At 61.7% G+C, this 13,442-nt stretch carries 14 protein-coding genes; 9 read left to right on the top strand and 5 right to left on the bottom strand.

The window, feature by feature from the left end; all coding sequences use genetic code 11:
- The first annotated feature begins 2 nt into the window (after positions 1-2).
- The 5 genes from LG385_RS23380 (at position 3) to LG385_RS23360 (ending at position 4,626) form a co-directional block, all read left to right on the top strand.
- Positions 3-917: a LysR family transcriptional regulator gene (locus tag LG385_RS23380; protein ID WP_225776103.1), complete on the top strand. Its 915-nt coding sequence runs from the start codon at positions 3-5 to the stop codon at positions 915-917.
- 142 nt (positions 918-1,059) lie between these two features.
- Positions 1,060-2,457 (top strand): uracil-xanthine permease family protein, encoded by a 1,398-nt coding sequence (locus LG385_RS23375; RefSeq protein WP_225776102.1) that lies wholly within the window; start codon positions 1,060-1,062, stop codon positions 2,455-2,457.
- A 69-nt stretch (positions 2,458-2,526) separates the two neighbouring features.
- Complete coding sequence (locus LG385_RS23370) at positions 2,527-3,207, top strand: TetR/AcrR family transcriptional regulator (protein WP_181118098.1); 681 nt, start codon at positions 2,527-2,529, stop codon at positions 3,205-3,207.
- Positions 3,207-3,791: an IMPACT family protein gene (locus LG385_RS23365; protein ID WP_225776101.1), complete on the top strand. Its 585-nt coding sequence runs from the start codon at positions 3,207-3,209 to the stop codon at positions 3,789-3,791. The genes LG385_RS23370 and LG385_RS23365 overlap by 1 nt, the downstream gene beginning before the upstream one ends.
- A 160-nt stretch (positions 3,792-3,951) precedes the next feature.
- Complete coding sequence (locus tag LG385_RS23360; protein WP_225776100.1) at positions 3,952-4,626, top strand: SDR family oxidoreductase; 675 nt, start codon at positions 3,952-3,954, stop codon at positions 4,624-4,626.
- Between the two features lie 2 nt (positions 4,627-4,628).
- Here the strand turns inward: LG385_RS23360 and LG385_RS23355 are convergent, their stop codons facing one another.
- The gene (locus LG385_RS23355; RefSeq protein WP_225776099.1) at positions 4,629-5,720 is read right to left on the bottom strand and encodes a calcium:proton antiporter; all 1,092 of its coding nucleotides are present in this window, start codon (positions 5,718-5,720) and stop codon (positions 4,629-4,631) included.
- A 137-nt stretch (positions 5,721-5,857) separates the two neighbouring features.
- Here LG385_RS23355 and LG385_RS23350 point away from each other — a divergent pair, with 137 nt between their 5' ends.
- Positions 5,858-6,808, top strand: coding sequence for an adenosine deaminase (locus LG385_RS23350; protein ID WP_225776098.1), 951 nt, complete (start codon positions 5,858-5,860; stop codon positions 6,806-6,808).
- A gap of 2 nt (positions 6,809-6,810) precedes the next feature.
- On the opposite strand, the gene LG385_RS23345 is transcribed toward LG385_RS23350, so the two are convergent.
- The 3 genes from LG385_RS23345 to LG385_RS23335 form a co-directional block, all read right to left on the bottom strand.
- On the bottom strand, positions 6,811-7,542 hold the full coding sequence (locus tag LG385_RS23345) for an ArsR/SmtB family transcription factor (protein WP_225776097.1): 732 nt from the start codon (positions 7,540-7,542) through the stop codon (positions 6,811-6,813).
- A 313-nt stretch (positions 7,543-7,855) separates the two neighbouring features.
- Entirely contained in the window at positions 7,856-9,040 is a 1,185-nt protein-coding gene (locus tag LG385_RS23340; protein WP_225776096.1) for a multidrug effflux MFS transporter, read from the bottom strand.
- A gap of 76 nt (positions 9,041-9,116) precedes the next feature.
- Positions 9,117-9,326: a heavy-metal-associated domain-containing protein gene (locus LG385_RS23335; protein ID WP_225776095.1), complete on the bottom strand. Its 210-nt coding sequence runs from the start codon at positions 9,324-9,326 to the stop codon at positions 9,117-9,119.
- A 138-nt stretch (positions 9,327-9,464) separates the two neighbouring features.
- Between LG385_RS23335 and LG385_RS23330 the strand changes: the two genes are divergently transcribed.
- From LG385_RS23330 to cueR, 3 genes are read left to right on the top strand one after another with little or no spacing between them, the layout of a single operon-like run.
- Entirely contained in the window at positions 9,465-9,857 is a 393-nt protein-coding gene (locus tag LG385_RS23330; RefSeq protein WP_181118082.1) for a hypothetical protein, read from the top strand.
- Between the two features lie 52 nt (positions 9,858-9,909).
- Complete coding sequence (locus tag LG385_RS23325; RefSeq protein ID WP_225776094.1) at positions 9,910-12,105, top strand: heavy metal translocating P-type ATPase; 2,196 nt, start codon at positions 9,910-9,912, stop codon at positions 12,103-12,105.
- Position 12,106: 1 nt separating this feature from the next.
- On the top strand, positions 12,107-12,511 hold the full coding sequence (gene cueR / locus LG385_RS23320; protein WP_225776093.1) for a Cu(I)-responsive transcriptional regulator: 405 nt from the start codon (positions 12,107-12,109) through the stop codon (positions 12,509-12,511).
- Here cueR and LG385_RS23315 read toward each other — a convergent pair.
- Entirely contained in the window at positions 12,508-13,401 is an 894-nt protein-coding gene (locus LG385_RS23315) for a PA4780 family RIO1-like protein kinase (protein ID WP_181118076.1), read from the bottom strand. The genes cueR and LG385_RS23315 overlap by 4 nt on opposite strands.
- Positions 13,402-13,442 lie beyond the last annotated feature (41 nt).

The raw sequence follows: 13,442 nt of genomic DNA, 5'->3' as shown, positions 1-13,442 counted from the left end.
CAATGAGCCGTCGAGAGCCTCTGGCGCAGGTCAGCGATTTTGATATCCGACTGTTGCGGATCTTCCGGAGTGTTGTGGAATGCGGCGGGTTTTCCGCGGCCGAGAACGTGCTGGGCATAGGCCGCTCCGCCATCAGCCAGCAAATGAGCGACCTGGAGCAGCGTATCGGGCTGCGGCTGTGCCAGCGCGGCCGGGCAGGCTTCTCGCTCACCGAAGAAGGGCGTGAGGTATACCAGTCCTCGCTGCAGTTATTAGGCGCGCTGGAAAACTTCCGCACGGAAGTGAATGGATTGCACCAGCATTTGCGTGGGGAGCTGAACATCGGGTTGACCGACAACCTCGTCACGCTGCCGCATATGCGTATTACCCATGCCCTGGCGCAACTCAAGGAGCGAGGGCCGGATGTGCGAATCAACATCCGCATGATCGCTCCCAGCCAGGTGGAACAAGGCGTACTGGACGGCAGCCTTCACGTGGGGGTAGTGCCTCAAGCCAGCGCGCTGCCGGGGTTGGAGTACCAGCCCTTGTACAGTGAGCGCTCTTCACTCTATTGCGCGGTAGGCCACCCCTTGTTTTATGCCGACGACACCACCCTCGATGACGATCGGCTCAATAGCCAGGAAGCCATTGCGCCGACGTTTCGATTGCCCGGCGAAATCCAGGCCCACTATCAGGTGCTCAACTGCAGCGCCAGCGCCTCGGACCGGGAGGGCATGGCGTTCCTTATCCTCACCGGCCGATACATCGGTTACCTACCGGATCACTACGCCGAAGCGTGGGTGCAGCAAGGGCGGCTGCGCGCGTTGAAAGCTCGACAGCGCTTCTACGACTTGAGCCTTTCATGGGTCACCCGAAAGGGGCGGCGCCCACATTTGGTGCTGGAAAGCTTTCTCGAGCAGCTGGCGGCTACCCGGTAGATTTCCTCCACAAACCGCGAACCCCCTAGCCTGCCTGGGGCTGCGCGAAGGCCCGAGCTAAAAAACTGAGCAGTTGGACAGGTTCTTGCAACGATGGATTCATCGGCCGCTTACTCGCGCGCCCGCACTGGAGCCATGCAGCATGCCACCTGAAGAATCGGTCAACCCGGACCTGCTCTATAACCTCGAGGATCGGCCCGCCCCCCTGCCAGCCATGCTTGCGGCACTGCAGCACGTGCTCGCCAGCTTCGTCGGCATCATCACGCCGCCGTTGATCATCGGCTCAACGCTTGGGCTGGGTGAGCACTTGCCCTACCTGATCAGTATGGCGCTGATGGTTTCCGGTGTAGGAACGTTCATCCAGGCGCGCCGGCCTTGGGGCATAGGCGCTGGCATGATCTGCCTGCAAGGCACCAGTTTCGCGTTCCTGGGTGCAATCCTGTCGGCAGGCTTCATGGTCAAGCAGCGCGGAGGCAGCCCGGAGGACATCCTGGCGATGATCTTCGGGATCTGCTTCTTCGGCTCGTTGGTACAGGTAGTGCTCAGCCGTTTCATAGGGCAAATGCGCCGAGTGCTCACGCCTTTGGTAACAGGCATTGTCATCACGCTTATCGGTATCAGCCTTATCAAGGTTGGCATCACTGACCTGGGTGGTGGCTTCGGTGCCGCCGATTTTGGCGCGCCAGGCAACCTGGCGCTAGGTGGGTTGGTGCTCGTGATCGTGGTGCTGCTCAGCCGCTCGGAATCCCCATGGCTACGTTTGTCGGCGATCGTCATCGGCCTGGTAGCCGGCAGCATAGCGGCGTGGTTCAGCGGCAAGCTGGTACCTCATGCGTTGCCTGCCTTGCCCCTGGTGACCCTGCCGATACCGTTCCGCTTCGGGTTTGCTTTCGACTGGACGGTCTTCCTGCCCATCGCTCTGATCTATCTGATCAGCAGTATCGAGACGGTCGGCGACCTTACGGCCAACTGCATGCTCTCACGCCAGCCGTTGCAAGGGCCCTCGTACGTTGCCCGGCTCAAGGGCGGCGTACTTGGGGACGGCGTGAGCTGCATGATTGCGGCAACCTTCAGTGCCTTTCCCAATACCACCTTTGCGCAAAACAACGGTGTGATCCAACTCACCGGCGTTGCCAGCCGGTACGTGGGGCTGTACATCGGGGCGATCCTTTTCTTGCTGGGGCTGGTGCCAGCCATCGGCGCTGTATTGCAGCAGATTCCAAAACCCGTGCTGGGCGGGGCCACCTTGGTGATGTTCGGTAGCGTTGCTGCGGCCGGAGTAAGGATCATTGCGCAGAACGCTCTCGACCGGCGCAACATGCTGATCGTCGCTACCTCTTTCGGCGTAGGCCTTGGCATCGCCGCCCAGCCTGAACTTTTGCATCATATGCCTGCATTGGTGCGCAACCTGTTCGACTCCGCCATCACCAGTGGCGGGGTGACTGCACTGTTGCTTAGCCTGATCTTGCCCCGTCAAGGCGAAGCGATTGCGCCGCTTCACCCTGCGGGTGCCGCCGCTGCGGTGGAAAAGCGCCTTTAACGCTTGTCTGTTGCCTGTGGGTGCGTTATCAACGCAGCTCAACGCCCCACAGGTAACCCTGGAAGACCTATGCCCCTGCATGTTCCCGCCCACAGCGCTCAGCCCGACGGCAAACCGCCCAGCCGCATTCGCCAAAAGAACGAAGAAGCGATCATCAAGGCAGCGGAAGATGAATTCGCCCGGCATGGCTTCAAGGGCACAAGCATGAACACGATCGCAGCCAAGGCCAACCTTCCCAAGGCCAACTTGCATTATTACTTCACTAACAAGCTTGGCCTTTATATCGCTGTACTGAGCAATATCATCGAGCTATGGGACAGCACCTTCAACAACCTCACCAGCGCCGACGACCCGGGCGAAGCGCTCATCCGTTACATACGCGCCAAGATGGAATTTTCCCGCCGCCATCCTCAGGCTTCGCGTATCTTCGCCATGGAAATCATCAGTGGCGGGCAATGCCTGAGTGAGTATTTCAGCCAGGACTATCAGCTATGGTTCAAGGGCCGGGCGGCGGTGTTCGAACAATGGATTGCAGAAGGGAAAATGCACGCGGTAGATCCCGTGCACCTGATCTTCCTGCTATGGAGCAGCACTCAACACTACGCAGACTTCGCCAGCCAGATTTGCCGGGTGACGGGCAAGGCCCGGCTGACTCGGGTGGATTTCGACCAGGCTGCGGATAACCTGATCCATATCATTCTCACCGGCTGCGGTATTACCATCCCGGCATCGGCAGGTATTCCCCGCTGATGTCATTCACATTGCTAGCGGTGAGTGAATACCGGGAGGAAATCCGCAAAAGCCGCTTCCTGGCGATCGCAGGCCCCATCGAAAATCCGGAGCATGCGTCGGTATTCCTGCGAACCCATGGCGACCCCGACGCCACCCATAACTGCTGGGCATGGAAAATCGGTACGCAGTACAGAAGCAGCGACGACGGCGAGCCCGGCGGCACCGCCGGGCGCCCCATCCTCGCCGCGATCGAAGCCCAGGGCTGTGATCAAGTCATGGTAGTGGTCACGCGCTGGTACGGGGGTATTCAACTCGGCACCGGTGGCCTGGCCCGCGCCTATGGCGGCTGCGCCAACAAATGCCTGCAGCAGGCCATCAAACAACCTTTGATCAGCCGCTCTGCCTTCACCTGTGAGTGCACCTTCAGCGAGTTGGCCCTTGTGCGCCTGCGCGTTGCAGAAGCAGGCGGCGAAGTACTGAGCGAATCCTTTGAAGCCAACGGTGTATCCCTGCACTTGGCCGCGCCTCCGGCCCGGCTACTTGAATTAGGCGATCACCTGGCGCAGCTGAGCCGCGGACGTATCCGTTTATCCCCAGCCTGATTTGTACACATCCACTGTGCGCCTGCCTGTGGATAAACTCTGTGTAGGTCGCTGAAGCCCACCGCTCCCGGGGCTTTCAAACCTTTGGTTATTTTATGATCAGCTAAGGCTACCCTTATCGAGCGTATGCTTTCCCCTCCCCTATTCGGAGATCACTACCATGGCCAGTACCAAGCAAGCACTTATCATCGGCGCCTCCCGAGGGCTGGGGCTGGGCCTTGCGCAACGCCTTGTTGCGCAGGGTTGGGGCGTGACGGCAACGGTAAGGGCCCAGGCACCTGTCGCCTTGGGCAATGCCGCCACCGTACTCGAGCTTGAACTGAACGATCTTGCGAGCCTCGACGCCTTTGCCGAGAAGCTGACAGGCCAGGTATTCGATGTGGTTTTCGTGAACGCTGGCGTGATGGGGCCCACTACTGCACTGGATGAAGTGGCCCCTGAAGATATCGCCGCGTTGTTCACTACCAACGTGCTCTCGCCGATCAGGTTGGCCCGGCGGATCGCCGCAAACGTGAGGCCCGAAAGCGGTGTGCTGGCGTTTATGAGTTCGACGCTGGGTACCGTTACTTCCCCTGACGCCCTCGAAGTCCCGCTGTACAAGGCCAGCAAGGCTGCGCTCAATTCGATGGTCAATTCCTTCGTGAACCAGTTGCCCACGCCACGGCCTACCGTGCTGTGCATGCACCCGGGGTGGGTGAAAACAGACATGGGCGGCCCCCAGGCGGACATCGATGTGGATACCAGCACCCAGGGCATGGTGAAGCAGCTTGAGGCGTTTTCCGGGCGGGGCGGGCTTCACTTCATCAACTACAAAGGCGAAACCCTTGCCTGGTAGGGTTAAAGCCCTAGCAAGGAGAGCATCACGAAGGTGCCGAACAGCACGAAATGCGTCATGCCCTCAATGGCATTGGTTTCCCCGTCATTCAGGTTGATGGCGCACACCAGCAGGGTGATGAAGGCCATTACGGTTTGCACAGGCGTCATGGCCATCTGGAAAGGCTGCCCGGTGTAGAGGGCCATCGCCTCCATCACGGGTACCGTAAGGATTACCGTGGACAGCGATGCGCCCAGGGCAATGTTCACTACAGATTGCATCCGGTTAGCCAGGGCGGCTCGAAGTGCGGTCAGTATCTCCGGGGCGGCGGAAATGGCCGCTACAAGTATTGCCGACAATACTGGCGGCGCGCCACTGCCCTCCAGGCCAACGTCCATGGCTTTGGACATCACCTCGGCCAAGGCACCGATGACCACAACACCAAACACCAGCACCCCGATGGAGAACCCGGTACGAACGGGTGCTTCTTCGGCTTCAGCGGAAGGTTTGCGACGCTTTTTTTCCGGGTAGTTGTAGCTGAAGAAGTAACTGTGCGGCCCTACCTGCATGCGCAAGAAAAGGCTATACAGTACGAGCATCGCGCCGATGGTGAACCCGGAATACAAGGCCCAGCGCCCTTCCGGGATGAATTCCGGCACCACCATGGACACGCCCATCGCCGTGAGGATCATCACGCTGTAAGTGCGAGCGGAATCATCGTTGTAGCTCTGTTCCCCGTGCTTGAGCCCGCCCATCAGCGCCGCGAGCCCGAGAATGCCGTTGATATCGAGCATTACCGCGGAATAAATGGTGTCGCGCACCAGCGTTGGCGAGGGCGCGTTGCTCATCATGATGGCGAGGATCACAACCTCCACCAGCACCGCCGCCAAGGTAAGGATCATGGTGCCGTAGGGGTCCCCTACCTTCTCGGCCAGCATTTCGGCATGGTGCGCCACTCGAAGCGAAGCGCAGATGATCGCAACCACCAGCAGGCCGGCGCTCAGCAAGGCTACGCCCTGGCCCCCATGCACCATCAATGGTTCGAGCGGATACGCCACGATCGCCGCCACCAGTGCAAGCAATAGAAACTTTTCCTCGATGATGTGCTTGAGCATGGCAGTCCTTTCATTAACGGCGTGGAAGTAGTACTGACTGCTACACCGCCGCGATGGTTTCGCCGCGACATCCGCGACCGTGCGTGCCACGCATTACGCGCGTAAAATGCCCGGTCATGACTTCAAGAGATTTCCCTATGTACAACTGGCTCAACACCCTTCCCAAGGCTGAACTGCATATGCACCTGGAAGGCTCCCTGGAGCCTGAGCTACTGTTTGCCCTGGCCGAACGTAACCGCATTGCCTTGCCCTGGGCTGATGTCGACGCCCTGCGCTCGGCCTATGCCTTCAACAACTTGCAGGAGTTTCTGGACCTGTATTATCGGGGCGCCGACGTGTTGCGTACCGAACAGGACTTCTACGACCTCACCTGGGCGTACCTGGAACGCTGCAAGGCCCAGAACGTGGTACACACCGAACCTTTTTTCGACCCGCAAACCCATACAGACCGAGGCATTCCGTTCGAAGTGGTGCTGAACGGCATCAACGCTGCCCTTCGCGATGGCAAGACCAGGCTCGGCGTGAGCAGCGGGCTGATCCTGAGCTTCCTTCGCCACCTCAGCGAAGAAGAAGCCGAACGTACTCTCGACCAGGCGTTGCCGTTCCGGGACACTTTCGTAGCGGTAGGGCTGGACAGCTCTGAAAAAGGCCACCCGCCCAGCAAATTCAAGCGTGTATTCGACCGCGCCCGGGCGGAAGGCTTTCTTACCGTTGCCCATGCCGGTGAGGAAGGCCCGCCCGAATACATCTGGGAAGCCCTGGACCTCCTGCATATCCAGCGCATCGACCATGGTGTGCGAGCGATCGAAGACGAGCGGTTGATGCAGCGGATCATCGACGAGCAGATCCCGCTCACGGTGTGCCCGCTGTCCAATATCAAGCTTTGTGTCTTCGATGACATGGCGAACCACAACATCCTGGACATGCTGGAGCGGGGCGTGAAAGTGACGGTCAACTCTGACGACCCGGCCTATTTCGGTGGCTACGTAACGGAAAACTTCCATGCACTGCACACGCACTTGGGCATGACCGAAGATCAGGCACGCCGCCTGGCGCAAAACAGCCTGGACGCGCGCCTGGTGAAATAACCTTACACGGAGATCAGCCTGCGGTTGGCTGTCGGCTGCCCCAGGCGGGCCAACTCGCTCTGCCCCACCCGCGTCACCCGCAGCGCCCTGCCGTCATCGGCCTTGCGAACCCAGCCTTTCTGCAAAAATAGCTGCAACAGGCTGGCGCCCAAGGCACCGCTCAAATGCGGCGCCCCATTACACCAGTCGCAGCATGTAGTTACCTGCAGGCAGCCGCGCTGGGCGAACGCCTGAACGAAGATGCCGCTGCTGGCGAGGCCAACTACGCCCATTGGCGTGAGGCTGGAGCCGGTTGCGGTGTCGATCCACCCTGCCTCGATGAACCGCTGATACAACGCGCTGGCAACTTCCCCGCCTAGATGATCCTTGCAGATCCTCGCCTTGCGCAGCGCTTCGCAGGTACCCGGTAACTGCTCGGCAACGAGCGTGTTCTCGCCTGGCAGTTCCGCCCCACGAGCAACAGCCGGTACCGACGCCAGTGCCTCTACGGCCATGCCCACTTCCGGCGCGGCAAGCCGAAAGAAGCGCTTGCGCCCCCGAGCTTCACGCTTGAGCAGCCCCGCTGCGGAAAGTTTGGACAAGTGCGCGCTGGCGGAAGATGGGGTAAGGCCCGCCAGGTTCGCCAACTCATCGGCCCCTCGCGTAGCGCCGTCGATCAGGGCCCATAGCATGGCGCTTCGCTTCGGGTCGGCCAGTAACGTGGCAATTCGGCTGATGCGAGGTACGTATTCCATGTTCATTCACTCCCTGTATGAGGGCCGGCCGCCACTGGGACGCCAGCGAATCCAGCGCATTATAAGCACGGCATTCAGGGGGAAAATTGGCCAAGGGAAGCGCTTGCAGCGAACGAGCACAGTGCTTCACGTACACACCGCGCGAACGCGCGCGCTTCCTGCCAGCGGACTTTTGATGATCCAGCCAGCGAATCAAGGCATCTTGATCTTGCGTCGCCTTACCGGGATGGGAAACGGATGACACTGCCCGGTAAAAAAGCCTACGCCACCAGTCGGTGATCTGCCGTCGATTAAGCTTGCGTCTAGCGGGGCGTCAGGCCCGGGCCCGAGCCGCCACAATTCTCTGAGTCATCAGCGACGCCACTACGGTAAGGGCGCCACAGGTGGCGATCACCAACACCATGGGTACAGCCGAGCCGTCCGCCAAGGCGCCTACCAGCGTGGACGATACCGCGGCGATCACGAACTGCAGGAAGCCCAGCATGGCCGAAGCGCTCCCCGCACGAGGGCCCTGCCCGGCCATGGCGCACGCCGAAGCATTGGGCAGGATGGCCCCAAGGCTTGCGATACAGGCGAACAAGGGCACCAGCAAAGGCCACAGATGTACGGGCCGCAGCGCAGCCACGGCCAGCAACACAACCCCGGCGGCGAGGTAGGCCCACACCATCCGTTTGAGCAAAGCGTGTGGGCCGAGCCTGCTGAGCAACCGTGCATTGATTTGCGCAACCAGAATGAAGCCCGCCGCGTTGGCCCCGAACACCCAGCCGAAATGCTCGGTCGGCACGCCATAGAGTTTGATCACCACAAACGGTGACCCGGCGATATAGGCGAACATGCCGGCCATGGCGATACCGCCGGTAAGCGCATGGCCTACGAAGCCCAGGTCACCGAGTAATCGAGCGTACTGGGTCAGCGCGCCACTCAAAGGCAAACGCGGCCGATCGGCCGGCATGCTTTCTGGCAACCCCAGGTACACCGCAACCGCGCAGCAGCCGCTGAACAAGGTAAGGGCCAGGAAGATGGATTCCCAACCGGTGGTATTGACCAGAAAGCCACCCAGCACTGGCGCCAGAATAGGCGCAAGCCCCATCACCAGCATCAATTGCGAGAACACCTTGGCGGCGCCAATGGTGTCGCAGGAGTCCGTCACGATGGCGCGGGAAAGCACCATGCCTGCACACCCTCCCAAGGCCTGCAGGAAGCGCAGCAATACCAGTGCTTCGAGCGAAGGCGCGAAGGCACAGCCCAGCGACGCAACGGTAAATACGCCTACACCGACGAGTAGCGGAACCCGCCGACCGAACCTGTCGGCGACGGGGCCGTAGAACAACTGGCCGAAGGACAGCCCCAGAAAGTAGGAAGCGAGTGTGCTCTGGATGCGGGTTTCGTCCGTCCCGAAGGCGGCCGCCATGGCCGGAAAGCCGGGCAGATAGAAATCGATGGCCAATGGGCCGAAGGCACTGAGCGCGCCGAGGATCAGAATGATTCGAAGGTTCATGGGGCAATCGGTTGTATAGGTAGCTCGCTAGTGTAGCGCGAGCTCACCGGAACAATCCGAAAAACTCCCCGGCGCCCTACCGCACTTCACCAGCAGGCTGGGCGTCATAGCCGCTGTCCTGGATAGCACGCAGCAAGCGCTCCACCGGTAGTTCACTGTCGATGGCCACCTGGCCGGCGGCAAGGTCCACGCTTACCCGGGCATCGGCATCCAGTTCTCGAATCGCCTCGCCCACTGCCTTTACGCAGTGCTGGCAGGTCATGCCTTGAACGTTGAAATACTGCATATAACCTCCTTGGGTAAAGAGAAAAGCCTCGCGCCTTACCCCGTGGCAAGGTCAAGTTTTTCGTTAATCTGCCGGGCTGGTAATCCATGGCGGGCTCCGCCAAGCTTGGAGGGTCGTTCTCGCCCAGGAGCCATTACCATGCGCAGGCCGTTCCTTTTCCTTCTTGTGTTGCTAGGCTTGTTGCCGCTGGCGCCGGCGTTCGCCGATGGGCCGCAGGGCTATGGAGTATTGATCATTTCGCGAGAGCGTCTTGAAGTAGGTACACCCTGTGAGATCGGCCTGTACATGCAAGACCAGCTGGTCGGCCGGCTGTTCCCCGAGCAGACGGTGTCCTACAACTTGCCGCCTGGGCCGCTGGTCGTCCGCCTGCAGATTCTGCCGGGCAATGCTCCGGGCTGTAACCCAGGCATCGTTGGCGATCAGCGATCGACCACACTCACCCTGCAGGCAGGTGACATTCGGAAGTACCGCATCGCTACTGGCCCGGAGGGGCTGTTCCTCAAAGCCGCCCCGCTCGACTACGCCCCTTGACCTTGCCAGCGGGGTAAGGTTGAGGCTTCATGCTTCCGAGGAGGCATGAACCATGGCGCACCCCGCAACCTTTGAGCTTTCGATCCACGGCATGACCTGTTCGAGCTGCGCCGGGCGCGTGGAACGGGCATTGCAAAAAACGACAGGCGTGCACAGCGCCAGCGTGAACCTGGCCAGCGAGCGGGCACGGGTTCACGTGGACGCCAGCGTGGGGCCAGCCAGGCTTATTGAAGCCGTCAGCCGCGCGGGCTATCAGGCGCAAATCGCAGCGGATTCGGCCGCCGAACAACGTGCCCGGCAGCGCCTTGAGCTTCAGCAACGCATCGAGCTTGTGCTGGCATTTGCCCTCGCCATCCCCCTGGTACTACCGATGCTGTTGATGCCATTGGGTGTAACGCTCATGTTGCCGCCTTGGGTGCAGTTCGCGCTGGCCACCCCCGTGCAGTTTCTGGCGGGCGCGCGATTCTATACCGCAGCGTGGCGAGCACTACGCGCCCGGGCCGCTAACATGGACCTGCTGGTGGCGTTGGGCACCAGCGCTGCTTACGCCCTCAGCCTGTTTCTTTGGGCACAGGCCACGCTGGGCCAGGCGCCACACCTGTACTTTGAAACCGCTGCAGTGGTGATTGCGCTCGTGCTGCTGGGCAAACACCTGGAAGCCCGCGCCAAGCGCCGTGCGGCAGGGGCCATTCGCGCACTGGAGGCCCTGCGGCCTGCCACGGCCACGCGGCTGGAGGGTGGCGTCGCCCTCGAGGTGCCGCTGGCCAGCTTGCGCAAGGGCGATCACCTTCAAGTACAACCCGGTGAGCGCTTTGCCGCCGACGGCAGGGTGATCGAAGGCCACAGCTCGGCAGACGAATCTCTGCTTTCGGGCGAAGCGCTGCCTATGGGCAAAGCCACCGGCGACAGGGTCAGTAGCGGCACACTCAATGGCGAAGGCGTGCTGGTCGTGGAGGTGGAGGCTACCGGGCATGAAACACTGCTGGAAGGGATCATTCGCCTGGTAGAAACGGCCCAGGCAGCAAAAGCGCCCGTGCAGCGTCTCGTTGACCGGGTCAGCCGGGTATTCGTGCCTGCGATCCTGCTACTGGCACTGGCAACATTCATCGCCTGGTACCTGATCGGGGGTTCGATAGAGCATGCGCTGGTGACGGCAGTGAGCGTATTGGTAATAGCCTGCCCGTGCGCCCTTGGGCTGGCTACGCCGGCTGCGATCCTGGCGGGCACTGGCGTGGCGGCCAGGCATGGGCTGCTTATCCGGGATGTGGGCGTGATCGAAACCGCTGGCAGGATCCGTCACGTAGTGTTCGATAAAACCGGCACCCTTACCGAGGGCAAGGCCGAACTGACGGCCCTGCTGCCAGCGACACTCGGCGACCTCTCGGTACTGGCCCTGGCCGGCGCCCTCGCTTCAGGCGGCACGCATCCACTGGCGCAAGCCGTGCAACGTGCCTGCGTGGCCAGCGGTATCCAGGTTGGGAAAGCACAAACGGTCACGGCGTTGCCGGGGCGCGGCGTGGCGGGCCAGGTCAACGGCCGTCAAGTTGTATTAGGCAGCACTCGCTTGCTTGAGCCCGATGTCGCCTGCCCACCAGCACTGCGAACCGCTGCTGCCGAGTGGGAAGCACAGGGTATGAGCGTCTCCTGGCTGCTGGAGCAGAGCCCGCAGCCGCGGGTACTCGGTGCGATGGCGTTCGCCGACACCCCGCGCCCCGAAGCCAGGGCGGCTATCGAAGCGCTTACGCAGCACGGTATCACCTGCCATATGCTGACCGGCGACAACCCTGGAAGCGCGGCGCGGGTGGCAAGCCTGGTAGGCATCACTGACGTCCAGGCCAGCCTGCTACCTGCCCAGAAAGCCCAGCGGGTGACCGAGCTCGCGGCCAGCGGGCCCGTGGCGATGGTAGGCGACGGTATCAATGACGCACCCGCGCTGGCCGCCGCGCAAATCGGCATCGCCATGGCGGGCGCCACAGACGTGGCGGCTCAAGCTGGCGCGGTGGTGCTGGCGCGGGCCGATCTCAGGCTGGTACCGGCCGCGCTGAACATCGCTGCCAAGGTTCAGCGAAAGATCCATCAAAACCTCTTCTGGGCCTTCGCTTATAACCTGGTGGGCATTCCCCTCGCCGCCCTGGGCCTGCTCAGCCCGATATTCGCAGGCGCCGCCATGGCGCTCTCGAGCGTGAGCGTGGTGAGCAATGCCCTGCTATTGAATACATGGGTGCCGCCCACCCTGAAGGAGCGCTGAAATGTCACCCGTCAATATCGGCCAGGCCGCGAAGCGCAGCGGGCTCAGTGCAAAGATGATCCGCCACTATGAGCAGGTCGGCCTGCTCCCGGCTGCCATGCGAAGCGACAGCGGCTACCGCTTGTATGGCCCTGAAGCCCTGGAAACGCTGGCATTCATCAAGCGGGCGCGCGACCTGGGCTTCAGCCTGGACGCCGTGGGCGCGCTGCTGGCGCTCAAACGCGACCCGGGCCGTGCCAGTGCCGACGTGCAAACCGTGGCGCGGCGGCATATCAACGAGCTCGATGAGCGCATCGGTAGCTTGATTGCGCTGCGCGACAGCCTGCGGGCCCTGGCAGACCAATGTCAGGGCAATGCAGCCCCGCAATGCGCGATCCTCGACCGCCTTACCACGCCCGCGGGCTAGCGAAGCCAGGGCGGCGTAGGTTCTTCCGTGGCATCGGCAGGGGCATCCTGCTCGGCGCGCGCGGCCTGGCGCCTGGCTTCATCGCGCTTCACCGCCTCGATCTCACGCATTACCGCGCGTACATCCGCGCTTACTTCTTCTTCTCGATACACACCGGTCAGCGGGGTTTCCGGCAGTAGCGTGCCCGCCTTGTACAAGGCCCACATTTCCTTGGCATAACGGGTAGCTTTCAATTCCGGAGCAAAGCGACCGAAATACTGCGCCATGTTGTTCACGTCGCGCTCGAGCATGCTGAAGGCATGGTTGTTGGCCGCCGCGTCCACTGCCTGAGGCAGGTCGATGATCACCGGCCCGTCTGGCCCGAGCAGCACGTTGAACTCCGACAGGTCCCCGTGAACCAGGCCGGTGCACAGCATGAGCACGATCTGGCGAATGATGAACGCGTGGTATTCGCGGGCCTGGTCGGCATCCAGTTCCACATCGTTGAGCCGAGGCGCGGCTTCGCCGTACTCGTCGGCCACCATTTCCATCAACAACACACCGTCCAGGAAGTCGTAAGGCTTGGGCACCCGCACACCGGCGCCGGCCAGGCGGAAGAGCGCGGCCACTTCAGCGTTCTGCCAGGCGTCTTCGGTTTCCTTGCGCCCGTAGCGGCTGCCCTTGGCCATGGCGCGGGCTTGCCGGCTGTTGCGGGTCTTGCGGCCCTCCTGGTATTCGGCGGCCTGGCGGAAGCTGCGTTTGTTCGCTTCCTTGTAGACCTTGGCGCAGCGCAGGGCATTGCCACAGCGCACCACGTACACCGCTGCCTCCTTGCCGCTCATCAGTGGGCGCACCACCTCATCGACAAGGCCATCTTCGATCAAGGGTTCAAGGCGTTTTGGCGTCTTCATCGGTTGCTCAAGGGTCCTTTTTTAACCGAACAGCAAAAGGG

The organism is Pseudomonas sp. Marseille-Q5115 (genome assembly GCF_916618905.1).
In the GTDB taxonomy this organism is placed as follows: Bacteria; Pseudomonadota; Gammaproteobacteria; order Pseudomonadales; family Pseudomonadaceae; genus Aquipseudomonas; species Aquipseudomonas japonica_A.
This window is presented reverse-complemented; position numbering and strand designations above follow the sequence as displayed.

Coding starts and splice junctions, on each gene's coding strand:
- LG385_RS23380 (WP_225776103.1), top strand. CDS start 3: ATGAGCCGTCGAGAGCCTCTGGCGCAGGTCAGCGATTTTGATATCCGA.
- LG385_RS23375 (WP_225776102.1), top strand. CDS start 1,060: ATGCCACCTGAAGAATCGGTCAACCCGGACCTGCTCTATAACCTCGAG.
- LG385_RS23370 (WP_181118098.1), top strand. CDS start 2,527: ATGCCCCTGCATGTTCCCGCCCACAGCGCTCAGCCCGACGGCAAACCG.
- LG385_RS23365 (WP_225776101.1), top strand. CDS start 3,207: ATGTCATTCACATTGCTAGCGGTGAGTGAATACCGGGAGGAAATCCGC.
- LG385_RS23360 (WP_225776100.1), top strand. CDS start 3,952: ATGGCCAGTACCAAGCAAGCACTTATCATCGGCGCCTCCCGAGGGCTG.
- LG385_RS23355 (WP_225776099.1), bottom strand. CDS start 5,720: ATGCTCAAGCACATCATCGAGGAAAAGTTTCTATTGCTTGCACTGGTG.
- LG385_RS23350 (WP_225776098.1), top strand. CDS start 5,858: ATGTACAACTGGCTCAACACCCTTCCCAAGGCTGAACTGCATATGCAC.
- LG385_RS23345 (WP_225776097.1), bottom strand. CDS start 7,542: ATGGAATACGTACCTCGCATCAGCCGAATTGCCACGTTACTGGCCGAC.
- LG385_RS23340 (WP_225776096.1), bottom strand. CDS start 9,040: ATGAACCTTCGAATCATTCTGATCCTCGGCGCGCTCAGTGCCTTCGGC.
- LG385_RS23335 (WP_225776095.1), bottom strand. CDS start 9,326: ATGCAGTATTTCAACGTTCAAGGCATGACCTGCCAGCACTGCGTAAAG.
- LG385_RS23330 (WP_181118082.1), top strand. CDS start 9,465: ATGCGCAGGCCGTTCCTTTTCCTTCTTGTGTTGCTAGGCTTGTTGCCG.
- LG385_RS23325 (WP_225776094.1), top strand. CDS start 9,910: ATGGCGCACCCCGCAACCTTTGAGCTTTCGATCCACGGCATGACCTGT.
- cueR (WP_225776093.1), top strand. CDS start 12,107: ATGTCACCCGTCAATATCGGCCAGGCCGCGAAGCGCAGCGGGCTCAGT.
- LG385_RS23315 (WP_181118076.1), bottom strand. CDS start 13,401: ATGAAGACGCCAAAACGCCTTGAACCCTTGATCGAAGATGGCCTTGTC.